The sequence below is a fragment of the Tenacibaculum sp. 47A_GOM-205m genome, from assembly GCF_000518405.1.
Classification (GTDB): Bacteria; Bacteroidota; Bacteroidia; order Flavobacteriales; family Flavobacteriaceae; genus Polaribacter; species Polaribacter lutimaris.
In genome coordinates this window covers 154,295-176,831 of sequence record NZ_KI912431.1, presented here as the reverse complement: position 1 = coordinate 176,831, position 22,537 = coordinate 154,295, and the positions used below count along the sequence as shown (strand labels likewise).

The 22,537-nt window shown below is 34.0% G+C and carries 18 protein-coding genes and 5 tRNA genes; 1 reads left to right on the top strand and 22 read right to left on the bottom strand.

Annotated elements, in window-relative coordinates:
- Nucleotides 1-5: 5 nt before the first annotated feature.
- A complete protein-coding gene (locus tag N534_RS0112940; RefSeq protein ID WP_028892883.1) occupies nucleotides 6-2,381 on the bottom strand; it encodes a heavy metal translocating P-type ATPase metal-binding domain-containing protein in 2,376 nt (791 codons plus the stop codon).
- Between the two features lie 101 nt (nucleotides 2,382-2,482).
- Between N534_RS0112940 and N534_RS0112935 the strand changes: the two genes are divergently transcribed.
- Entirely contained in the window at nucleotides 2,483-3,169 is a 687-nt protein-coding gene (locus N534_RS0112935) for a Crp/Fnr family transcriptional regulator (protein WP_028892882.1), read from the top strand.
- 44 nt (nucleotides 3,170-3,213) lie between these two features.
- Here the strand turns inward: N534_RS0112935 and N534_RS0112930 are convergent, their stop codons facing one another.
- The 21 genes from N534_RS0112930 to N534_RS0112830 all read right to left on the bottom strand — a co-directional run bounded on the left by N534_RS0112930 (nucleotide 3,214) and on the right by N534_RS0112830 (nucleotide 22,370).
- Nucleotides 3,214-3,525 carry a DUF3467 domain-containing protein gene (locus N534_RS0112930; RefSeq protein ID WP_028892881.1) on the bottom strand — a complete coding sequence of 104 codons (312 nt, stop codon included), beginning with the start codon at nucleotides 3,523-3,525 and terminating at the stop codon, nucleotides 3,214-3,216.
- Between the two features lie 88 nt (nucleotides 3,526-3,613).
- Nucleotides 3,614-7,885, bottom strand: a complete 4,272-nt coding sequence (gene rpoC, locus N534_RS0112925; protein WP_028892880.1) for a DNA-directed RNA polymerase subunit beta' — start codon at nucleotides 7,883-7,885, stop codon at nucleotides 3,614-3,616.
- Between the two features lie 98 nt (nucleotides 7,886-7,983).
- Complete coding sequence (gene rpoB / locus N534_RS0112920) at nucleotides 7,984-11,793, bottom strand: DNA-directed RNA polymerase subunit beta (protein ID WP_028892879.1); 3,810 nt, start codon at nucleotides 11,791-11,793, stop codon at nucleotides 7,984-7,986.
- A gap of 235 nt (nucleotides 11,794-12,028) precedes the next feature.
- A complete protein-coding gene (gene rplL, locus N534_RS0112915) occupies nucleotides 12,029-12,403 on the bottom strand; it encodes a 50S ribosomal protein L7/L12 (RefSeq protein ID WP_028892878.1) in 375 nt (124 codons plus the stop codon).
- Between the two features lie 49 nt (nucleotides 12,404-12,452).
- Nucleotides 12,453-12,968: a 50S ribosomal protein L10 gene (gene rplJ, locus N534_RS0112910; RefSeq protein ID WP_028892877.1), complete on the bottom strand. Its 516-nt coding sequence runs from the start codon at nucleotides 12,966-12,968 to the stop codon at nucleotides 12,453-12,455.
- Between the two features lie 21 nt (nucleotides 12,969-12,989).
- Nucleotides 12,990-13,682: a 50S ribosomal protein L1 gene (gene rplA, locus N534_RS0112905; protein WP_028892876.1), complete on the bottom strand. Its 693-nt coding sequence runs from the start codon at nucleotides 13,680-13,682 to the stop codon at nucleotides 12,990-12,992.
- Between the two features lie 20 nt (nucleotides 13,683-13,702).
- Complete coding sequence (gene rplK / locus N534_RS0112900; RefSeq protein WP_028892875.1) at nucleotides 13,703-14,140, bottom strand: 50S ribosomal protein L11; 438 nt, start codon at nucleotides 14,138-14,140, stop codon at nucleotides 13,703-13,705.
- 64 nt (nucleotides 14,141-14,204) lie between these two features.
- Nucleotides 14,205-14,753, bottom strand: coding sequence for a transcription termination/antitermination protein NusG (nusG, locus tag N534_RS0112895; protein ID WP_028892874.1), 549 nt, complete (start codon nucleotides 14,751-14,753; stop codon nucleotides 14,205-14,207).
- Nucleotides 14,754-14,755: 2 nt separating this feature from the next.
- Nucleotides 14,756-14,947 carry a preprotein translocase subunit SecE gene (gene secE, locus N534_RS0112890; protein WP_028892873.1) on the bottom strand — a complete coding sequence of 64 codons (192 nt, stop codon included), beginning with the start codon at nucleotides 14,945-14,947 and terminating at the stop codon, nucleotides 14,756-14,758.
- A 53-nt stretch (nucleotides 14,948-15,000) separates the two neighbouring features.
- Nucleotides 15,001-15,073: transfer RNA gene (locus N534_RS0112885), tRNA-Trp, on the bottom strand.
- A 58-nt stretch (nucleotides 15,074-15,131) separates the two neighbouring features.
- Complete coding sequence (gene tuf, locus N534_RS0112880) at nucleotides 15,132-16,319, bottom strand: elongation factor Tu (protein WP_028892872.1); 1,188 nt, start codon at nucleotides 16,317-16,319, stop codon at nucleotides 15,132-15,134.
- A 75-nt stretch (nucleotides 16,320-16,394) separates the two neighbouring features.
- A tRNA-Thr gene (locus N534_RS0112875) sits at nucleotides 16,395-16,467 on the bottom strand.
- An 11-nt stretch (nucleotides 16,468-16,478) separates the two neighbouring features.
- Nucleotides 16,479-16,551: transfer RNA gene (locus N534_RS0112870), tRNA-Gly, on the bottom strand.
- A 24-nt stretch (nucleotides 16,552-16,575) separates the two neighbouring features.
- Nucleotides 16,576-16,658: transfer RNA gene (locus N534_RS0112865), tRNA-Tyr, on the bottom strand.
- A gap of 43 nt (nucleotides 16,659-16,701) precedes the next feature.
- A tRNA-Thr gene (locus N534_RS0112860) sits at nucleotides 16,702-16,775 on the bottom strand.
- Nucleotides 16,776-16,875: 100 nt separating this feature from the next.
- Nucleotides 16,876-17,181 carry a ribosome hibernation-promoting factor, HPF/YfiA family gene (gene hpf / locus N534_RS0112855; protein WP_028892871.1) on the bottom strand — a complete coding sequence of 102 codons (306 nt, stop codon included), beginning with the start codon at nucleotides 17,179-17,181 and terminating at the stop codon, nucleotides 16,876-16,878.
- A 14-nt stretch (nucleotides 17,182-17,195) separates the two neighbouring features.
- Nucleotides 17,196-18,083: a tyrosine-type recombinase/integrase gene (locus tag N534_RS0112850; RefSeq protein WP_028892870.1), complete on the bottom strand. Its 888-nt coding sequence runs from the start codon at nucleotides 18,081-18,083 to the stop codon at nucleotides 17,196-17,198.
- A gap of 83 nt (nucleotides 18,084-18,166) precedes the next feature.
- Nucleotides 18,167-18,364: a 30S ribosomal protein S21 gene (gene rpsU / locus N534_RS0112845; RefSeq protein ID WP_028892869.1), complete on the bottom strand. Its 198-nt coding sequence runs from the start codon at nucleotides 18,362-18,364 to the stop codon at nucleotides 18,167-18,169.
- A 212-nt stretch (nucleotides 18,365-18,576) separates the two neighbouring features.
- Nucleotides 18,577-19,743, bottom strand: coding sequence for an acyl-CoA dehydrogenase family protein (locus N534_RS0112840; protein ID WP_028892868.1), 1,167 nt, complete (start codon nucleotides 19,741-19,743; stop codon nucleotides 18,577-18,579).
- 25 nt (nucleotides 19,744-19,768) lie between these two features.
- On the bottom strand, nucleotides 19,769-20,668 hold the full coding sequence (locus tag N534_RS0112835) for a ComEA family DNA-binding protein (protein ID WP_028892867.1): 900 nt from the start codon (nucleotides 20,666-20,668) through the stop codon (nucleotides 19,769-19,771).
- A gap of 10 nt (nucleotides 20,669-20,678) precedes the next feature.
- The gene (locus N534_RS0112830; RefSeq protein WP_028892866.1) at nucleotides 20,679-22,370 is read right to left on the bottom strand and encodes a sodium:alanine symporter family protein; all 1,692 of its coding nucleotides are present in this window, start codon (nucleotides 22,368-22,370) and stop codon (nucleotides 20,679-20,681) included.
- Nucleotides 22,371-22,537: the final 167 nt, after the last annotated feature.

Genomic DNA, 22,537 nt, shown 5'->3' with positions numbered 1-22,537 from the left:
TTTTCTTATTTTATTTTTCTTCCTAACATGTTGGTAGCAATTGTTGTAAATACAACTACACTTATAGAACTTAAAGGCATTAAAATTGCTGCTATTACAGGCATTAATTGTCCTGTTACTGCAAAATATAGTCCTACAACATTGTACATTAAAGATAGTAAAAAACAATATTTAATAATTTTTACTGCTTTTTTTGAAGCTTTTATATAGTCTGCTATCTGATTAAATTTTGTTGCATCTAAAATTGCATCACATGCAGGAGAAAACACATTTATATTTTCTGAAATTGCTACGCCAACATTACTTTGAGCCAAAGCCCCTGCGTCATTCAACCCGTCTCCAATCATCAATACACTTTTACTTTTTTCTTGCAATTCCTCTACATAGTGTAATTTATCTTGTGGTTTTTGATTGAATAAAAATGTAGTTTCTTTTGGTAATAACCCTTCTAAAAACTTTTTTTCTCCTTCATTATCTCCTGACACTACCGATAAGTCATATTTCTTATTTAATTGCGTAAATAATTGTTGAACACCTTTTCTATAAGCATTTTTGAAAACGTACTTACCTTTGTACTCATCATTTACACTAATGTGTACTGAAGTATCTAAGTTCGCTTGTTCTTTTGCATTCTTAACAAATGAAGATGAACCTATCTTTATTTTTGTTTGTTGATAATTCGCTTCAATTCCTTTACCTACATGCTCTTGATAACTATCTACACTTAACACTTCTTCATCTTGTAATGAAGTATACAACATTCTACTTAACGGGTGATTCGATGACCTAAGAGAACTTTTTAATATCGATTTTTGAGTTTTATCTAATTCTTCTCCTTCATAAGTTATTGTGTTTTCTTTATTTGTAGTAAGTGTGCCAGTTTTATCAAAAATTACCGAATTAACGGCTGCCAATTGTTCTACCACGGTCGCGTTTTTAAGATAGAATTTCTTTCTACCAAAAATTCGTAAAATGTTTCCTAAAGTAAACGGAGCTGCTAACGCAATAGCACACGGACATGCGATGATTAACACCGAAGTAAATACGTTTAATGCTACGCTTGAATCGTAATACAGCCAAAAACCAGTAGATAAAAAAGCGATAGATAAAACAACAATGGTAAAGTTTTTACTTATCTCATCTGTTAATGTTTTAAAAGATGAATTTTTATCTTTCTGAAACACATCATTACTCCATAACTGAGTTAAATAACTCTGTGAAACCGAAGCTAGCACTTCCATTTCCATACTTCCTGAAAGTTGTTTTCCTCCTGCAAATAATTTATCTCCTGACTTTTTATTTACAGGAACAGCCTCACCTGTAACAAAACTGTAATCTATTTTTGCTTCCCCACTAATTAAAATTCCATCAACAGGAATCAACTCCTGATTTCTAATTAGTAACCTATCTCCTTTTTTTACCTCATAAATTTGAGTATTCTCTTCCTTTTTATCGGAAGTTATCTTGGTTACCGCAATTGGAAAATACGATTTATAATCACGTTCGAACGATAAGAAATTATAGGTTTTCTGCTGAAAAAATTTCCCAAGTAATAAAAAGAATACTAATCCTGTTAAACTATCGAAGAATCCAGTTCCTAAATCGAAAAGAATCTCAGCTGTACTACGAACAAACAATACGAATATTCCTAAAGCAATAGGAACATCAATATTTAAAATTTTTGAACGCAACCCTTTATAAGCTGAAATAAAATAATCAACTCCGGCATAAAAAACTACTGGAAGTGAAAAAGCAAACATCAACCAGCGGAAAATACCTTTGTATTGCTCTAACCAATACTCAGATACTTCAAAATACTCTGGAAATGATAAAAACATTACATTTCCGAAGGCAAATCCTGCTATACCTAGTTTATAAATTAAGCTGCGATCTACCTTCTTTTTTCCAACTTCATAATCTTCTAAACTAATGTACGGTTCATAACCAATAGAGCTTAATAATAATACTATTTCTTTCAGTGAAGTCTTTTCTGAATTATACGTAATTCGTACTGTCTTTTTGGGGAAGTTAACTTGTGCCGACGACACGTTACTTTGTAACTTATGTAGGTTTTCTAATACCCAAATACATGAACTACAGTGAATATGTGGTATATACAAATTAATAACTTGCATATTACCATCGTTAAACTCAAGAAGTTTTTCTACAATCGGTTGATTGTCTAAGAAATCGTACTTTCCTTGTATTTCTTCAGGAATTGCTCCTGGATTGTTTTGAAAATCGTAATAACACGTTAAATCGTTTTCTGAAAATATTTCATAAACGGTTTTACACCCATTACAACAGAAAAATTTATCCTGTACTGTAATTTTTTCGGTATCACATTCGTTACCACAATGAAAACAGATTTTGCTTTCCATATTTACTCTTTTGCCTACAACAAATGTCCGATAAGATTCCATTTTAAAACATGATAATTGTCAGCTTTTCTGTATATTTGAGTAGAAAAAAAGGCATAGAAATGAGCAAGTGTGAGCAATGTATTATTCGTGAATTCAACTCTTTAAAGGCTTTAACTAAAAACGAGTTAATAAGAATCACGGGCTGTAAAACATCGAAAACAGTAAAAAAAGGAGAAGTTTTATTTGATGAAGGAGAATATATTAATGGGGTATTTTGTATTAAAGATGGTGTTTGCAAGGTTTCAAAGATGAGTGATAACGGTAGAGATCAAATTATTCACTTAATACAAAAAGGAGATATTCTTGGAGAGCGCAGTTTAATAAACAATGAAGCTTCAAATTTAAAAGCCATAGCTGTGAACGATATGGAAGTTTGTTTTATCCCGAAAGACGAAATTATTAGGGATTTAGAAAACAATCCTAACTTTTCTTTAGACCTTTTACGAAAAATGGCAAACTCTCTAAAAAAAGCAGATGATGTTATTGTTGACATGGCTCAAAAAACTGTAAAACAACGTTTAGCTGCTACGCTTTTATTTTTAGAAGCAAAATTTGAAAAAAATGATAATGGCTCAATAAAAGTTAACTTATCTAGAGAAGATATCGCCAATATTATTGGAACTGCCACTGAAAGTGCTATCCGATTACTTTCTGAATTTAAAAAGAAAAAGATGATTGACTTAAAAGGTAAAGAAGTATTTATTTTAGATGTTAAGGCCTTGAAAGACCTGTCTGAAGGCTTCTAACTATAAAATAAAAAATCGTCTAAATAGACGATTTTTTATTTATTTTAAGCTTCACCTGTAGTTCCACCAAAATTCATTGGAATTGGAGGCTGCTCATAATCTTTAATTTCACCATGTACTTGTTCAAACTTACGAACATTATCTGCCAACGCTTTTGATAAGCGTTTTGCATGTTGTGGTGTTAATATAATTCTCGATTTTACTTTTGCCTTAGGTACACCTGGCATTATGTTAATAAAATCAACAATAAACTCTGAAACAGAATGGTTTATAATTGCTAAATTACTATATGCTCCTTCTGCAATTTCTTGATCTAATTCTATGTTTAATTGTGGTTCTTTTTTATTATCATCCATACTGTAATATTTTATTTTTTAGAAAAAAAACAAGGGTTTAGAGTTTTAAAAACTCCAAACCCTTGCTATAATTTATAAACATAAGTTCTTATAAACTTTGTTCAATCTCATCCTTAGGACCAACGATTAAATCATCATAACTTCTCATTCCTGTACCTGCTGGTATACGTTTACCAACAATTACATTTTCCTTTAATCCTTCTAATGTATCTACTTTACCATTTACTGCGGCTTCGTTTAATACTTTAGTTGTTTCCTGGAACGACGCAGCTGAGATAAATGACTTCGTTTGTAACGAAGCTCTTGTAATACCTTGTAATACTTGCTCAGCTGTTGCTGGTTGAGCATCACGTGCAATTACTAAGTTTTTATCTTCTCTACGTAATAAAGAGTTTTCATCTCTTAATTGACGAGCAGAAACTATTTGTCCTGGTTTTAAGTTTGCAGAATCTCCTGAATCTTCAACAACTTTCATTCCGTAAATAGCGTCATTTTCTTTGATGAAATCAGTTTTATGAACTAATTGATTTTCTAAGAATAAAGTATCTCCTGAATCAATAATTCTAACTTTACGCATCATTTGACGTACTACTACTTCGAAGTGCTTATCATTAATCTTCACCCCTTGTAAACGATATACTTCTTGAATTTCATTCACTAAGTATTCTTGTACAGCTGAAGGTCCTTTGATATTTAAGATATCCGTTGGAGTAATTGCTCCATCAGATAACGGCATACCTGCTTTGATAAAGTCATTTTCTTGAACTAAGATTTGGTTAGATAACTTGATTAAGTATTTTCTAACATCACCTGTTTTAGATTCAATAATGATTTCACGGTTACCACGTTTAATCTTACCGAAAGATACAACTCCGTCAATTTCAGCAACTACTGCTGGGTTAGATGGGTTACGTGCTTCAAATAATTCTGTTACACGTGGTAAACCTCCTGTAATATCTCCTGCTTTACCAGACTTACGAGGAATTTTCACTAATGTTTTACCAGACTCAACTTTATCACCATTATCAACAATTAAGTGAGCTCCTACTGGTAAACTGTATGAACGTAACGCGTTACCATCAGCATCTTCAATAATTAATGAAGGAATGATTTTCTTGTTCTTAGAATCAGTAATTACTTTTTCTTGGAAACCTGTTTGTTCATCGATTTCTACAGAATAGTTAATTCCTTGTTCTAAGTTATCAAACTTCACTTTACCAGCGAATTCTGAAACGATAACTCCGTTAAATGGATCCCATTGACATACTGCATCTCCTTTTTTGATAGTTTCTCTATCTTTATCAAAGATAATAGAACCGTAAGGAATGATATTAGTACTTAATACAACTCCATTCTTTTTATCAATAATCTTGATTTCAGCAGTACGAGAAATAACGATATCTACTTCTTCACCAGCTGCATCTTTACCTTTTACTGTACGTAAATCATCAATAGTTACATTACCATCAAACTTAGCGATTAACTTGTTGTCTTCTGAAATGTTTCCTGCTACCCCTCCAACGTGGAACGTACGTAACGTTAACTGTGTTCCTGGTTCTCCAATCGATTGTGCTGCAATTACACCAACTGCTTCACCTCTTTGAACTTTCTGACCAGTAGACATACTTTGTCCGTAACACTTCTCACAAATTCCTTTTTCTGATTCACAAGTTAATGCAGAACGAACTTCAACTGTATCTACACCTGCAGCTTCAATTTTATCAGCTAATAATGGAGTAATTAATTCTCCTGCAGCTATTAATAACTCATCTGAGTTTGGAGGATATACATCATGTAATGCTGTACGTCCAGAAATTCTATCGCTTAAAGATTCAACGATTTCATCATTTTTCTTTAATGGAGAAACTTCTAAACCTCTTAAAGTACCACAATCTACTTCGTTAATAATAACATCCTGAGATACATCTACTAAACGACGTGTTAAGTAACCTGCATCAGCTGTTTTTAATGCGGTATCGGCAAGACCTTTACGAGCACCGTGTGTAGAGATAAAGTATTCTAAAATTGATAAACCTTCTTTAAAGTTAGATAAAATCGGGTTTTCAATAATTTCTCCACCGCTGGCAGTAGATTTCTTAGGTTTCGCCATCAGACCACGCATACCTGTTAACTGACGAATCTGCTCTTTCGATCCACGCGCTCCAGAATCTAACATCATAAATACCGAGTTAAATCCTTGTTGGTCTTCACGTAAACGCTTCATCGATAATTCAGTCAATCGGTTATTGGTAGATCCCCAAACATCAATTACCTGGTTATAACGCTCTTTTTGCGTTAACATACCCATGTTATAGTTCATGATAATACCATCCACTTCTTGATTCGCTTCTGCAATCATAGCGTGTTTCTCTTCTGGAATAATGATATCACCTAATGAGAATGATAAACCACCTTCGAAGGCGTATTTATATCCCATATTTTTAATTTCATCTAAGAATTTTCCAACAGCTGGTATATCAGTAACTTTTAAAATTCTGCTAATTACACCTCTTAATGATTTCTTAGTTAAAACCTCATTAATAAATCCTGCTTCTTCAGGTACAACTTCGTTAAATAAAACTCTACCTACAGTAGTTTCTATAATTCTAACTACGCGTTCTCCATTCTCTACATCTTCTGTACGAACCTTAATACCTGCGTTAAGGTCTACTTTTTCCTCATTTAAAGCAATAATTACTTCTTCTGGAGAGTAGAAAGTTAATCCTTCACCTTTAATTGGTACTTCAGGAGTTGACTTTCTTTCTTTAGTCATATAGTAAAGTCCTAATACCATATCTTGTGATGGTACTGTAATAGGAGCTCCGTTTGCTGGGTTTAAGATGTTGTGAGAACCTAACATTAATAGTTGAGCTTCTAAAATAGCTTCTGGCCCTAATGGTAAGTGAACCGCCATTTGATCCCCATCGAAATCCGCGTTAAATGCCGAACATGCTAATGGGTGTAAACGAATTGCTTTACCTTCTATTAATTTTGGTTGGAATGCTTGAATACCTAAACGGTGTAAGGTAGGGGCACGGTTTAATAATACCGGATGTCCTTTAATTACATTTTCTAAGATATCCCAAACAACTGGTTCTTTACGATCTATAATTTTCTTTGCAGATTTTACAGTTTTTACAATACCTCTTTCTATTAACTTACGAATAACGAAAGGCTTGTATAATTCTGCTGCCATATCTTTTGGCAATCCACATTCAAATAATCTTAATTCTGGCCCAACAACAATTACCGAACGTGCAGAGTAATCAACACGCTTACCTAATAAGTTTTGACGGAAACGTCCTTGTTTACCTTTTAAACTATCAGATAATGATTTTAATGGTCTGTTTGACTCAGTTTTTACTGCAGATGATTTACGTGTGTTATCAAATAATGAATCTACTGATTCTTGTAACATACGTTTTTCGTTACGTAAAATTACTTCTGGTGCCTTAATTTCCATTAATCGCTTTAAACGATTGTTACGGATAATTACACGACGGTATAAATCATTTAAATCAGAAGTAGCGAAACGACCTCCATCTAATGGAACTAATGGACGTAATTCTGGTGGAATAACCGGAACTACTTTCATAATCATCCATTCTGGATTGTTCTCTCTATTCTTTTGAGAATCTCTGAATGCTTCAACAACATTTAAACGTTTTAATGCTTCGTTTTTACGTTGTTTAGAAGTTTCAGTATTTGCTTTATGACGTAACTCATAAGATAATTGGTCTAAATCGATTCTTTCTAATAAATCGATTAAACACTCTGCTCCCATTTTAGCGATAAACTTATTAGGATCAGTATCTTCTAAGTACATATTTTCTTGTGGAAGCGTATCTAAAATATCTAAATACTCTTCTTCTGTTAAGAAATCCATTTTTTGTAATGGCTCTCCCTCAGCATTTTTAGCAATACCTGGTTGAATTACTACATAACGCTCGTAGTAAATAATCATATCTAACTTTTTAGATGGTAATCCTAAAAGGTATCCCATTTTGTTAGGTAATGATCTAAAATACCAAATATGTGCTACAGGCACTACTAAGTTAATATGACCTACTCTATCTCTACGTACTTTTTTCTCAGTAACTTCAACCCCACAACGGTCACAAACGATACCTTTATATCGAATTCTTTTGTATTTACCACACGCACACTCGTAATCTTTTACAGGACCAAAGATACGCTCACAAAACAACCCATCTCTTTCTGGTTTATGTGTACGGTAGTTAATAGTTTCTGGTTTTAACACCTCACCTTTAGAAGCCTCTAAAATAGACTCAGGTGATGCTAAACCTATTGAAATTTTGTTAAACTTCTTAACAGTGTATTTTTCGTTTTTTCTTGCCATGATAATGGATTCGAATTAAAAATAAATGTCTTGTAATAAGACTGATATTGAAAAAATGATTTGCCTCAGAGCCTAAACTCTGAGACATTTCACTGTGATTATTCTTCTAATTTAACGTCTAATCCTAAACCTTTAAGTTCATGCATTAATACGTTAAATGATTCTGGTAAACCTGGTTCTGGCATAGCCTCACCTTTTACAATACTTTCGTAAGTTTTTGCTCTACCTAATACGTCATCCGACTTAACAGTTAAGATTTCACGTAAGATACTTGATGCTCCATATGCTTCAAGTGCCCAAACTTCCATCTCTCCAAAACGCTGACCTCCAAACTGAGCTTTACCTCCTAATGGCTGTTGTGTAATTAATGAGTAAGGCCCAATAGAACGCGCGTGCATCTTATCTTCAATCATGTGACCTAACTTAATCATATAAATTACCCCTACCGTTGCTGGTTGATCGAAACGCTTACCTGTACCTCCATCATATAAGTATGTATGACCGAATCTTGGAATTCCTGCTTCGTCTGTTAATTTGTTAATTTCATCTAAAGAAGCCCCATCGAAAATAGGAGTCGCATATTTTTGACCTAATTTTTGACCTGCCCAACCAAGAACTGTTTCATAAATCTGACCAATGTTCATACGCGATGGTACCCCTAATGGGTTTAATACGATATCTACTGGTGTTCCGTCTTCTAAGAAAGGCATATCTTCTTGACGAACGATACGTGCAACAATACCTTTGTTTCCGTGACGTCCTGCCATCTTATCCCCTACTTTTAATTTACGTTTCTTAGCAACATAAATTTTAGCAAGTTTTAAGATTCCTGCTGGTAATTCGTCTCCTACAGAAATAGTAAATTTCTCACGACGTAAAACTCCTTGTAAGTCGTTTACTTTAATTTTATAGTTGTGAACTAATTCTACAACTAAATCGTTTAACTCCTTATCGGTAGTCCAAGTTCCATTTAAATGTGTAAAGTCTTCAACAGAGTTTAACATTTTTTGAGTGAACTTTTTACCTTTTGGTAATACTTCTTCTCCTAAGTCGTTATAAACTCCTTGAGAAGTTTTACCAGATACTAAGTTGAATAATTTTTCAACTAATACATCTTTTAACTCTTCAAACTTAGATACGTAAGATGCTTCTAAAGCAGCGATAGCTTCTTTATCACGAGCACGCTTATTCTTATCTTTTACTGCACGTTTGAATAATTTTTTGTTGATTACAACACCTCTTAATGATGGAGAAGCTTTTAATGATGCATCTTTTACATCACCTGCTTTATCACCAAAGATAGCACGTAATAACTTTTCTTCTGGAGTTGGATCAGATTCTCCTTTTGGTGTAATCTTACCAATTAAGATGTCACCAGGATTTACCTCTGCTCCGATACGAATCATACCGTTTTCATCTAAGTCTTTAGTAGCCTCTTCTGAAACGTTAGGAATATCGTTTGTTAACTCCTCTGCTCCTAACTTCGTATCACGAACATCTAATGAATACTCATCGATGTGGATAGAAGTAAAGATATCTTCACGAACAACTTTTTCAGAAATCACAATCGCATCCTCGAAGTTATACCCTTTCCAAGGCATGAAGGCTACTTTCATGTTTCTACCTAAAGCTAATTCTCCTTTTTGTGTTGCATAACCTTCACAAAGTACTTGTCCTTCCTCAACTCTATCACCTACTTTTACGATTGGCTTTAGGTTGATGTTCGTACCTTGGTTGGTTTTTCTAAATTTAATTAAGTCGTAAGACACTTCATCAGAATCAAAGCTTACCATTCGCTCTTCTTCTGTTCTGTCGTACTTAATTGTAATTTTGTTGGCATCTACATATTCAACAACTCCTGCTCCTTCAGCATTGATTAAAATACGAGAGTCTTTTGCAACTCTACGCTCTAAACCAGTACCTACGATTGGAGATTCTGGACGTAATAATGGAACTGCTTGACGCATCATGTTCGATCCCATTAACGCACGGTTCGCATCATCATGCTCTAAGAAAGGAATTAACGATGCTGAAATCGAAGCGATTTGGTTAGGCGCAACGTCCATATAGTTAATTGCTTCAGGACTTTCTACTGGGAAATCTCCTTCTTCACGAGCAATAACTCTATCTCCTTCAATCTTACCATCTTTTGCAACTGGTAAGTTAGATTGAGCAATCTTCATTCCTTCTTCCTCCTCAGCACTTAAATAAATAGGTTCTTCAGAAGAAACTGAACCATTTTCTACTTTCTTGTATGGAGTTTCAATGAACCCCATATTGTTTACTTTAGCATATACAGCTAAAGAAGAAATAAGTCCAATGTTTGGTCCTTCAGGTGTTTCAATCGGACATAAACGACCATAGTGTGTATAGTGAACGTCACGAACCTCGAAACCTGCTCTTTCACGTGATAAACCTCCAGGTCCTAATGCCGATAAACGACGCTTATGCGTAATCTCTGCTAATGGGTTCGTTTGATCCATAAACTGAGATAATTGGTTGGTACCAAAGAAAGAGTTAATTACTGATGATAAAGTCTTAGCATTAATTAAGTCGATTGGAGTAAATACTTCGTTATCACGAACATTCATTCTTTCACGAATAGTACGTGCCATACGAGCTAAACCTACACCAAATTGACCTGCTAATTGTTCACCAACAGTTCTAACACGACGGTTAGATAAGTGATCGATATCATCTACTTCAGCTTTTGAATTGATTAACTCAATTAAATACTTAATGATGGTAATGATATCGTTCTTTGTTAATACTTTTTGATCTAAATCTTCGTTTAACTGAAGTTTAGTATTCATTCTAAAACGTCCTACTTCACCTAAGCTATAACGTTGTTCTGAGAAGAATAACTTTTCAATAATTCCTCTTGCAGTTTCCTCGTCTGGCGGTTCAGCATTACGTAATTGTCTATATATATGCTCTACAGCCTCTTTTTCAGAGTTTGTAGGGTCTTTTTGTAATGTGTTATGGATGATTGCGTAATCTGCTTGCTGATTATCTTCTTTGTGTAATAAGATAGTTTTTGCTCCAGATTCGATTATCTCATCTATATGTTCTTTTTCAATAATGGTATCACGGTCAAAAATAATTTCGTTACGCTCAATCGACACTACTTCTCCTGTATCCTCATCAACGAAATCTTCGTGCCAAGTTTTTAAAACTCTCGCAGCTAATTTGCGTCCTAATACCTTCTTTAATCCAGCTTTTGAAACTTTTACTTCTTCAGCTAAATCAAAAATTTCTAATATATCTTTATCTCTTTCAAAACCGATGGCTCTGAATAATGTTGTTACTGGTAATTTCTTCTTTCTATCAATATAAGCATACATTACTTGATTGATATCGGTAGCAAATTCTATCCAAGAACCTTTAAATGGAATTACTCTTGCTGAGTATAATTTAGTTCCGTTTGCGTGGAAAGATTGCCCAAAGAATACACCTGGTGAACGGTGTAATTGTGATACTACAACTCTTTCTGCTCCATTAATAATGAAAGTTCCAGAGTTAGTCATATAAGGAATTGTACCTAAGTATACATCTTGAACTATCGTTTCAAAATCTTCGTGTTCAGGATCGGTACAATATAATTTTAAACGTGCTTTTAAAGGTACACTGTAAGTTAAACCACGCTCGATACATTCTTGAATGCTATATCTTGGTGGATCTACAAAGTAGTCTAAAAATTCTAGTACAAATTGATTACGTGTATCGGTAATCGGGAAGTTATCCATAAAGGTTTTGTACAAACCTTCTTCTCCTCGTTCTTCTGCTTTAGTTTGCAATTGGAAAAAATCTTGGAATGATTTCACCTGAATATCTAAAAAATCTGGATAATCAGTTCCTAACTGCGAAGACGCGAAGTTAATTCTTTCAGTAGTATTTATCGTTGCCAAAAGAGATGCTATTTTTAATTAAAAATATTATTTTTGAAACTTAACCGTTTCAATACTGCAATTTTAATTGCTTTTACTGATTAAAAATCAGCACTTTATAATCGTAAAATCACAATGAAAATTATTGTGAAAAATAAAGAACGAATATATACACAAAATGGTTTAGGCCTAAAAACATGTGTTTTTAGTACCTAAACCTTAATTGTTTTTCCCCGTTTTAAATCGGGAGTATAGCTTACTTAAGCTCTACCTCAGCTCCTGCTTCTTCTAAAGATTTTTTAAGACCTTCTGCCTCATCTTTAGATATAGCTTCTTTTACTGGTGCTGGTGCGCTATCAACGATTTCTTTAGCTTCTTTTAATCCTAATCCAGTTAATTCTTTAACTAACTTTACAACTGCTAATTTAGAACCTCCTGCTGCTTTTAAGATAACGTCAAATTCAGTTTTCTCTTCAGCTGCATCTCCACCACCTGCTGCTGGACCTGCTACTGCTACAGCTGCTGCTGCTGGCTCAATACCATACTCTTCTTTTAAAATATCAGCTAATTCATTAACTTCTTTTACTGTTAAGTTAACTAATTGTTCTGCGAAATCTTTTAAATCTGCCATTTTAATTGTTTTTAAAAATTTTATTATTTTAGTTTATTAGTGCGCGAAATTATTTTTCTGATAATGTCTTTAAGATACCTGATAACTTACCACCACCTGATTGTAATGCTGAAACAACATTCTTAGCAGGAGATTGTAATAAGGTAATAATATCTCCAATAAGTTCTTCTCTAGACTTGATGTTAACAAGAGCGTCTAATTGGTCATCTCCAACATAAACTGCTTCTTCAACATACGCTCCTTTTAATAAAGGCTTGTCTGATTTTTTTCTGAACTCTTTGATAACTTTTGCTGGTGCGTTTGCAGCCTCAGCAATTAACATTGAAGTATTACCTTTTAATACATCTGGTAACTCTCCGAAATCTTTATCAGAAGCTTCCATTGCTTTAGAAAGCAATGTATTTTTAACAACAGCCAATTGTACGTTAGCTTTAAAACAAGCTCTACGTAAGTTAGATGTAGTAGCTGCATCTAAACCAGAAATATCTGCTAAATAGATTGTGCTAGTATCTGCTAATTGTGCTGTTAAATCTTGTATTACTTGTGATTTTTCCTCTCTAGTCATAATTAAAAAGTTTTAACTGCCTTACGATACTGTTTTAACATCTACAGCAACACTAGGGCTCATAGTAGAAGAGATAAAGATGCTCTTAATATAAGTTCCTTTAGCCGCTGTTGGCTTTAATTTAATTAATGTTTGAATTAACTCGTTTGCATTTTCTGTAATCTTAGCTGCATCAAAAGATGCTTTTCCGATTGCAGCGTGTACAATACCAGTTTTATCTACTTTAAAGTCGATTTTACCAGCTTTTACTTCTTGTACTGCTTTTGCAACATCCATAGTTACTGTACCTGTTTTTGGGTTTGGCATTAAACCACGAGGGCCTAATACACGTCCTAAAGGACCTAATTTACCCATTACTGAAGGCATAGTAATAATAACGTCAACATCAGTCCATCCTCCTTTAATCTTTTGAAGGTATTCATCTAATCCAACATAATCAGCACCAGCTTCTTTAGCTTCTGCTTCTTTATCTGGAGTAACTAATGCTAAAACTTTAACATCTTTACCAGTTCCGTGAGGTAATGTTACAACTCCACGTACCATTTGGTTAGCTTTACGAGGATCTACTCCTAAACGTACTGCTAAGTCTACAGATGCATCAAATTTTACGTTTGTAATTTCTTTAACTAAAGCTGATGCTTCACTTAAATTATAAACTTTAGAGCTATCTACTTTAGCACGAGCCTCTTTTTGTTTTTTAGTCAATCTTGCCATTTTCTAAATCTCTTTTAAGTTTATGCAGGAGCATCACCTGTTACTGTTAATCCCATAGAACGAGCTGTTCCAGCAATCATTCTCATTGCAGACTCAACTTCAAAGGCATTCATATCTGCCATTTTGTCTTCTGCAATTCCACGAATTTGATCCCAAGAAACGCTTGCTACTTTCTTTCTATTAGGCTCACCTGAACCTTTCTTAATTTTGGCCGCTTCTAATAATTGTACCGCAGCTGGTGGAGTTTTTACAACAAACTCGAAAGATTTGTCTGTATAAACTGTAATAACAACAGGTAATACTTTACCTTGTTTGTCCTGTGTACGAGCATTAAACTGCTTACAGAACTCCATGATGTTAACACCGGCAGCACCTAAAGCGGGTCCAACTGGTGGCGACGGATTCGCTGCACCTCCCCTAACTTGTAGTTTTACTAATTTACTTACTTCTTTTGCCATTGTTTAAGATTTAACGATGTGTTTAAATTGGAAGCCTAAACACATCAAAATATAGGTGTAACAATTATATTTTCTCTACTTGCATGTAATTTAGTTCTAATGGTGTTTTTCTTCCGAAAATCTTTACCATTACCTCTAATTTACGCTTTTCTTCATTAACCTTCTCAACCGTTCCATCGAATCCATTGAAAGGTCCGTCAATTACTTTTACAGTCTCACCAACTGAGTAAGGAATTGCAACGTTTTCATCTTTAACAGAAAGTTCATCAACCTTACCTAACATTCTGTTTACTTCTGACTTACGCATTGGAACTGGATCACCTCCTTTTGTTTCACCTAAAAAACCAATAACTCCTGTTACTGATTTAATAACGTGAGGAACCTCACCTGCTAAATTAGCTTCTACCATTACATAACCAGGAAAGTAAACTCTCTCTCTGTTTATCTTCTTTCCGTTTCGTACTTGAATAACTTTTTCAGTTGGAACGATTACTTGGTTTACATAATCAGACAACCCATGACGTGCTATTTCAGTTTCGATATAAGATTTAACCTTATTTTCTTGACCTCCAATAGCTCTCACAACATACCATTTCATCACCGAATCAGCCATCATTAAAACATTTTAAAGAAGTTATCTAACCCTGTTTGAAAAACTTTATCTATACCTGCTACTGCTAAAGCAAAAACAATAGTAAATACTGCTACTACCACTGTAGACTTTTGAGCCTCTTCACGAGATATCCAAGTCATGTTGGTATTTAATTCTTCAAAAGAATCTTTAATATATTGTACAAAGTTACTCATATTTTATCCTTTTAACGAGTTGCAGTAAAACTACAACTCGTTTTTAATTTTTGCACGGGTTGAGAGACTCGAACTCCCGACACCTGGTTTTGGAGACCAGTGCTCTACCAACTGAGCTAAACCCGTATTTATAAAGGAGTCTCACTAATAAGGAGACTCCTTATAATTTATAATTAAACTATAATTAGTCTAAAATTTCAGTTACCTGACCAGCTCCTACTGTTCTACCTCCTTCACGGATAGCGAACTGTAAACCAACGTTTAATGCAATTGGTTGGATTAAGTCTACAGTGATAGTTAAGTTATCACCTGGCATTACCATCTCTACTCCTTCTGGCAAGTTGATGTTACCAGTTACGTCAGTTGTACGTACGTAGAACTGTGGACGGTAGTTGTTGTGGAATGGAGTGTGACGTCCACCTTCTTCTTTCTTTAAGATATACACCTCAGCTTTAAACTTAGCGTGTGGAGTAATAGAACCTGGCTTACAGATTACCATACCTCTCTTAATATCTTCTTTAGCAATACCTCTTAATAAGATACCAGCGTTATCTCCAGCTTCTCCTCTATCTAAGATTTGACGGAACATTTCAATACCAGTTACAGTAGAAGTTAATTTCTCATCTCCCATACCGATGATCTCTACAGGATCTCCTGTGTTGATGATACCAGTTTCGATACGTCCTGTTGCTACAGTACCACGACCAGTAATAGAGAATACATCTTCGATTGGCATTAAGAATGGCTTTTCAGTATCTCTTGGTGGCTCTTCAATCCAAGTATCAACAGCTTCCATTAATTCTAATACTGTATCAACCCACTTTTGCTCTCCGTTTAATGCACCTAAAGCAGAACCAGCGATAACAGGACCATTATCTCCATCATAGTCATAGAAAGATAATAAATCTCTTACTTCCATTTCTACTAATTCTAATAACTCCTCATCATCAACCATATCAACTTTGTTTAAGAAAACAACGATACGTGGAATACCTACCTGACGACCTAATAAGATGTGCTCACGAGTTTGAGGCATTGGACCATCTGTAGCAGCTACTACTAAGATAGCACCATCCATTTGTGCAGCACCAGTTACCATGTTCTTTACGTAATCGGCGTGACCTGGACAGTCAACGTGTGCGTAGTGACGGTTTGCTGTTGCATACTCTACGTGAGAAGAGTTAATTGTGATACCTCTTTCTTTTTCTTCTGGAGCGTTATCGATTTGATCAAAAGCTCTCTGCTCAGAAAATCCAGCATCTGCTAATACTTTAGTAATTGCAGCAGTTAAAGTAGTTTTACCGTGATCTACGTGACCAATAGTACCTACGTTTAAGTGCGGTTTCGAACGATCATAAGTTCCTTTTGCCATGATTATTAATTTTAATTCTTAGTTAAATATATTTAGTGTTATTTTTAAACTCTTGTCAAATAAACTCTAAAATAGAGCCAACAACGGGATTTGAACCCGTGACCTCATCCCTACCAAGGATGCGCTCTACCAACTGAGCTATGTCGGCAACGAATTTAGAGCGGGAGACCGGGTTCGAACCGGCGACATTCAGCTTGGAAGGCTGACGCTCTACCAACTGAGCTACTCCCGCAATTTTGCTTGTTTAAGATTTTAGTGGGGAGAGCAGGATTCGAACCTGCGAAGTCGTAAGACAACGGAGTTACAGTCCGTCCCATTTGGCCGCTCTGGAATCTCCCCAATAATCTTAAATCAAAATTTTAATGAACTTTTGTTCTTTTAGAGCCGATGGAGGGACTCGAACCCACGACCTGCTGATTACAAATCAGCTGCTCTAGCCAGCTGAGCTACATCGGCAATTGTTATAAAAAAACAATCCGCTATTTCTAACGGACTGCAAATGTAAAAAGTAATTTTCGATTTTTAAAACTTTTTTTAATTATTTTTTATTGTTTTTTTACACAAGAGCATCTTTCTTTTTTTCTTTCGACTTTTGCAACTGTCTTTTTAATGATTCTACCGACACACTAACACCTTCTTCAAAAGTTTTACATTGCTTTTTTACCATTAACTCATCTCCTGGTATATTGATTTTTACCTCTGTAATTTTATTTTCTTTTTCGCTCGTTTTTTGCACTTTCAAAAATACTTCTGCATCAACGATCTTATCATGAAACTTTTCTAATCCTCCTACTTTTTTCTCAATGTAATCTATTAATTTTTTGTCTGCTGAGAAATTTACTGATTGCGTGAATACCTTCATAATTCTTCGATCTTTTAGGTTGACTCTCTAGGATGAGTCTTATTATACACTTTTTTTATTTGCTCCAAGCTATTGTGCGTATACACTTGGGTAGAGGCTAAACTTGAATGCCCTAGTAATTCTTTAACCGAATTTAACGACGCACCGTTATTTAGTAAATGTGTTGCAAATGCATGCCTTAAAATATGAGGGCTTTTTTTTGCTTTTGTCGACACCCTACTAAAGTACAAATTTATTATTCGGTAAACAAGGGTTTCATAAATTTTAACTCCCTTTTTAGTTATAAAAAGTGCCTCTTCATTTTCTATTTCGTACTCCTTTTTTTCAGACAAATATTTCTCTAGTGTTTTATAGACTGAAGGCAAGATTGTTACATATCTTTCTTTGTTTCTTTTCCCTAAAACTTTAATTGCTTTTTTAGAATAATCTACATCTTTCTCTTTAACATTTATTAACTCTATTCTTCTCATCCCTGTTGAATATAACAATTCAACTATTAACCGGTCTCTTATCGATTCAAAATCGGAAGCTTCATTTAACAACTTCAACACCTCTTCTACTTCCTTTTGCTCAAATGGTGTTTGAATTTTCTTTTGAACTTTTAAAGCTTTATGACTAGCTAATGGATTAATTGTTACTTCACCTATTTTTTGTAAAAACTTATAAAAGGTTTTTAAGGAACTCACCTTTCTATTCACACTTCTATTCGACACACCACTGTTTACCAAACTAACAATCCATGTTCGTATTTGATTATAATGAATAGCCTCTAAATCATCTTGATCAAATTCAACCTCACAAAAATCTTTAAAGGCAATTAAATCTGTTTTATATGCTTGTATTGTATTTTTTGAATAGTTTTTTTCAAACGTTAAGTATTCTAGGAAAGCTTCTATAAGCATTTTATTCTTATTTTGTAAAATGAAGGTACAAAAAAAACCTGTATTGAGATCAATACAGGTTTTATACATTATAAGGATGATTACTATCCTACTTCTTCTTGAGTTCTTAATCTCTGAACGTAAGATGCTTTAATCATTTGAGCACGTTTTGCTACAGATGGCTTTGTAAATTGCTTTCTGTTACGTAATTGCTTCATCGTTTTTGTACGATCAAATTTACGCTTATAACGTTTTAACGCTCTATCGATATTCTCTCCTTCTTTAACTGGAATGATTAACATGTTTTTGCACCTCCTTTCATTGTAGTTTTCTATATTTTTAAAATCTTTTGATAAAACACAGTATATCAGAAGATTATATTGTTTTTAATTTATTTGGACGGCAAAGATACAAAGTATTATTTAAAATCAAATTATTCAAACTCTTTTTTCATAAAAAAATCCTGTTTTAAAAACAGGATTTTAACTTCTATAAATCTTTATTTTCAAGCAACTTATGTTGCTGGTTTGTATTCTTTCTTATCTATTACCATTTTAGCAATGATTTCTTTAAGAATCTCTGATGTACCTCCACCTATTGGTCCTAAACGACTATCACGAAGTAAACGCGCCATAGGATATTCTTCCATATAACCATAACCACCTAACAATTGCAATGCATCATAAATCACCTCATCTGCCATTTTAGTTGACAACAACTTACTCATACTCGCTTCTTTTACCACATAAACTCCGTCATTTAATCGTTTTGCGATAGAATAATTATATTCTTTACACATATCTACTCTACTTGCCATTTCAGCAATTTTATGACGTAACGCTTGGAATTTATCTAATGTTTTACCAAACGCTTGACGCTCGCTCATATATTGTATCGCGTACTCTACTGCATATTCTGCACGTGCGTGTGCATTAATTCCCATAACTAAACGTTCTAAAGCAAAATGTTGCATAATGTACGGAAATCCTTTTCCTTCTTCACCCATAAGGTTCTCTACAGGAATTACCACATTATCAAAAGCGATTTCAGCAGTATCAGAAGCTCTCCAACCTAACTTATCTAACTTAGTTGAAGAAATTCCTGGTGTATCTCTATCTACAATAAAAATACTCATTCCTTTATGCTTGTCTTCTGGATTTGTTTTTGCCGCAACCACTAAATAATCAGAATACACTCCGTTAGTAATAAATGTTTTTGAACCATTAATTACATAAGTATCTCCTTTTTTAATTGCAGTAGTTCGCATTCCTGCAACATCACTTCCTCCAAAAGGTTCTGTAATACACAAACATCCTATTTTATCACCTTCAATACTTGGTGTTAAGTATTCTCTTTTAATACGGTCGTCTCCTTCTTTATTCAAGTGTGTCATTGCTAAATAAGCATGTGCCCACATGTTAGCTGCGAATCCGCCTGAATTCACTTTTTGTAATTCTTCTAAAAAAATTACAGTATAAAAAAGGTCTAAACCTAATCCTCCATACTCTTCTGGTTGGTTTAAACCAAAGTATCCCATTTCACCGAATTTCTTCCAGATAAAACGTTCAACAGTTCCTTCTTTTTCCCATTTATCTATATGCGGAACAACTTCTTTTTGTAAAAAATCTTTAAAACTTTGACGAAAAGACTCGTGCTCTTCAGTAAAATACATACTGTTCATTCGTTCTCTAATTGTTTGTTGTTTGTTATTTTGCTTCCAAATATATAACTATTCTATCGTATTTGTCTAGTGGAAAATCTTTAATATTTCTTAATTCAGAAATATTTTGAAGTTCTGCTACCTCGTCTCGATACTCAAAAATCTTTTTACAGAGTTCATAATCTATATATGGATTCTTTAACACCTCTTTAAAAGTAGCTGTATTAACATTTACTTTTTCTATAATTGGTTTGTCTACTATTTTAAATATTGCTAGAACCTTATTAGCGGTTTCTTTGTTCAATCCCCAAACTTCATACAATTGAGAAGGGAACGAATATCCTTGTAATTTATTTCGATATTTTATAATCCTCGAAGAAAGCACTTCACCAACTCCACTAACAGTTTCTAAATCTTGTTGAGTTGCTTTATTAATATCATTAGTTGAAATTTTGTATACCTTATTATATATATGGTTTTCTGACAAACTCGCTTTAATAGTTTTGCTTTTCTTTTGATTTTCTCTTCTTATTACCCAATCTGGAAATTTAAAGTACGGAGAAACTATAGCTAACAAGCTATCTGACACTTTTGTTATTTGTTGAAATTCGGATACAGAGTTTACAAACTTATTCTGTTTTCTATAACTATGTAGTCTATCAATTTCATCTGTGGTCATTCCTAATTGATACCCTTTAAAATCTGTTATATAATTTGGATTGAACGGATACAACTTCGGCTTCCTGCTTTCTAGTTCTACTTGCTTTAAACTATCTATTTGGTGTTGAAAAGCTAGTAATTCTTCTGTTTCAATAGTTTTCTCTACCTCTGAAGAAAAATCAACATAAACATAAATGAGTTGCAATATGATGATTACTACCAATAAAAAGAAAACCCCATTTCGTTGGCGTTTGTTGTACCAGAAATGGGGTTTAAATATTTTCATCTTTTAATTTTTAATCTTCTATTGCTTCCTTTTTTAGGTTAATAGCATCCATATATCTTTTCAATTGCTTTTTAACCACTGGCATTAACAAGTATAAACCTACCATATTTGGAAACACCATTGCAAAAATCATTGCATCTGAAAAATCCCAAATAGATTTCATACTTGCTGCAGCACCAATTACCACGAAAGTTAAGAATAAAAATTTATATGTTAAATCGGCTTTTTTACCTCTACCAAATAAAAACTTCCAAGACTGTAATCCGTAGTAAGACCAAGAAATCATTGTTGACACAGCGAATAACACTACAGCAACCGTTAAAAACACGTTTGAGAAAGGAATATACGCTGCAAATGCTTTTGATGTAATTCCTGCTCCTTCATAAGCAATTCCGTCAATAAACACAGACCCTGTTCCATCTCCTCCATATTCAAATGCTCCTCCGAAGTTAAAAATAATAATTACTAAAGCTGTCATTGTACATATTAATACAGTATCAATAAAAGGCTCTAATAACGCTACTAAACCTTCTGAAGCTGAATATTTAGTTTTTACTGCTGAGTGCGCAATAGATGCTGATCCTGCTCCTGCTTCATTTGAGAAAGCTGCTCTTTTAAATCCTACTAATAACACACCTATAACTCCACCAACTCCAATTGCTGTTGGGTTAAATGCTTCTGCAAGAATTAAAGAGATAGCATCGTCAATTAAAGAGAAATTAACTCCTAAAATATATAAACAAGCTAATAAATATAACAACGCCATAAAAGGAACCACTTTTTCAGTAACCGAAGCAATTCTTTTAATTCCTCCAATAATAATAATTCCTACTAAAATTGCTAACACAAGTCCTATAATAGCTCCCGCTGCTGTGCTTTCTAGCCCTAATAACTCTTTAATTACAATTGTTGCTTGGTTTGATTGAGCAGCGTTACCACCACCAAAAGATCCTCCAATACAGAACACCGCAAATGCTCCTGCAGCAATTTTACCTAAAGTAGCAAAACCTTTTTCTTTTAATCCTTTTGATAAATAATACATAGGACCTCCATATACTGTACCATCTTCTCCTACATCACGGTAGTGAACACCTAAAGTACACTCAACAAACTTTGTTGACATACCTAATAATCCACAAATAATCATCCAAAAAGTAGCTCCTGGACCTCCTAAAGCAATTGCCAAAGCAACCCCTGCAATGTTTCCATTACCAACCGTACCTGAAACAGCAGTTGCTAATGCTTGGAAGTGCGATACTTCTCCTTCATGACTCTCATCTCTAATCGTATCTTTTATATCTCCATCTATTTCTAAATCGCTATGCAAGCTTTCAATATTCTCAATATGCTCTTCAATATCATCAACTTCATTCATATCTACACCCTGTGCAATACCATCTTCACCATATAATAATTGTGCTCCGTGCTTTTCAATATCTTCATACTTCCCTCTAACAACGTTGATTGCTGTAAAAAAGTGACGAATATTCGGGAACCCAAAATAAATCGTAAAAAAAGCGGCACTTGCCACTAACAAAATCAATACAAAAGGGGTTCCAAATACTGGAAAGAAAATTACACTGCTAAAGAAATCTGATATAGGCTTGAACCATTCATCAATTTGTTGATCCAGCCCCTTTCCTTGTGCAAATGTGAACATCGGCGTTATTAAAAACAGCAATGCAAGTAATCTTTTATTCATAATGTAAGTATTAGATTTTTTGATTTAGTAGCCCGCAATATCATAAAAAAATGAACTTACAACAAGTTTTAATCGTTAAATATGAATATAAGATTAGTTTTTCTTTAATTTTTTGTAAATATTCCTAGGCAAGTAGAGAGGACTTTAAGAGATCTCTTATATTATTT

What these genes read in the sequence shown, in the direction of transcription:
- N534_RS0112940 (WP_028892883.1), bottom strand. Translation starts at nt 2,381, where the DNA reads ATGGAAAGCAAAATCTGTTTTCATTGTGGTAACGAATGTGATACCGAA.
- N534_RS0112935 (WP_028892882.1), top strand. Translation starts at nt 2,483, where the DNA reads ATGAGCAAGTGTGAGCAATGTATTATTCGTGAATTCAACTCTTTAAAG.
- N534_RS0112930 (WP_028892881.1), bottom strand. Translation starts at nt 3,525, where the DNA reads ATGGATGATAATAAAAAAGAACCACAATTAAACATAGAATTAGATCAA.
- rpoC (WP_028892880.1), bottom strand. Translation starts at nt 7,885, where the DNA reads ATGGCAAGAAAAAACGAAAAATACACTGTTAAGAAGTTTAACAAAATT.
- rplL (WP_028892878.1), bottom strand. Translation starts at nt 12,403, where the DNA reads ATGGCAGATTTAAAAGATTTCGCAGAACAATTAGTTAACTTAACAGTA.
- rplJ (WP_028892877.1), bottom strand. Translation starts at nt 12,968, where the DNA reads ATGACTAGAGAGGAAAAATCACAAGTAATACAAGATTTAACAGCACAA.
- rplA (WP_028892876.1), bottom strand. Translation starts at nt 13,682, where the DNA reads ATGGCAAGATTGACTAAAAAACAAAAAGAGGCTCGTGCTAAAGTAGAT.
- rplK (WP_028892875.1), bottom strand. Translation starts at nt 14,140, where the DNA reads ATGGCAAAAGAAGTAAGTAAATTAGTAAAACTACAAGTTAGGGGAGGT.
- nusG (WP_028892874.1), bottom strand. Translation starts at nt 14,753, where the DNA reads ATGGCTGATTCGGTGATGAAATGGTATGTTGTGAGAGCTATTGGAGGT.
- secE (WP_028892873.1), bottom strand. Translation starts at nt 14,947, where the DNA reads ATGAGTAACTTTGTACAATATATTAAAGATTCTTTTGAAGAATTAAAT.
- tuf (WP_028892872.1), bottom strand. Translation starts at nt 16,319, where the DNA reads ATGGCAAAAGGAACTTATGATCGTTCGAAACCGCACTTAAACGTAGGT.
- hpf (WP_028892871.1), bottom strand. Translation starts at nt 17,181, where the DNA reads ATGAAGGTATTCACGCAATCAGTAAATTTCTCAGCAGACAAAAAATTA.
- N534_RS0112850 (WP_028892870.1), bottom strand. Translation starts at nt 18,083, where the DNA reads ATGCTTATAGAAGCTTTCCTAGAATACTTAACGTTTGAAAAAAACTAT.
- rpsU (WP_028892869.1), bottom strand. Translation starts at nt 18,364, where the DNA reads ATGTTAATCATTCCAGTTAAAGAAGGAGAGAATATCGATAGAGCGTTA.
- N534_RS0112840 (WP_028892868.1), bottom strand. Translation starts at nt 19,743, where the DNA reads ATGAACAGTATGTATTTTACTGAAGAGCACGAGTCTTTTCGTCAAAGT.
- N534_RS0112835 (WP_028892867.1), bottom strand. Translation starts at nt 20,668, where the DNA reads ATGAAAATATTTAAACCCCATTTCTGGTACAACAAACGCCAACGAAAT.
- N534_RS0112830 (WP_028892866.1), bottom strand. Translation starts at nt 22,370, where the DNA reads ATGAATAAAAGATTACTTGCATTGCTGTTTTTAATAACGCCGATGTTC.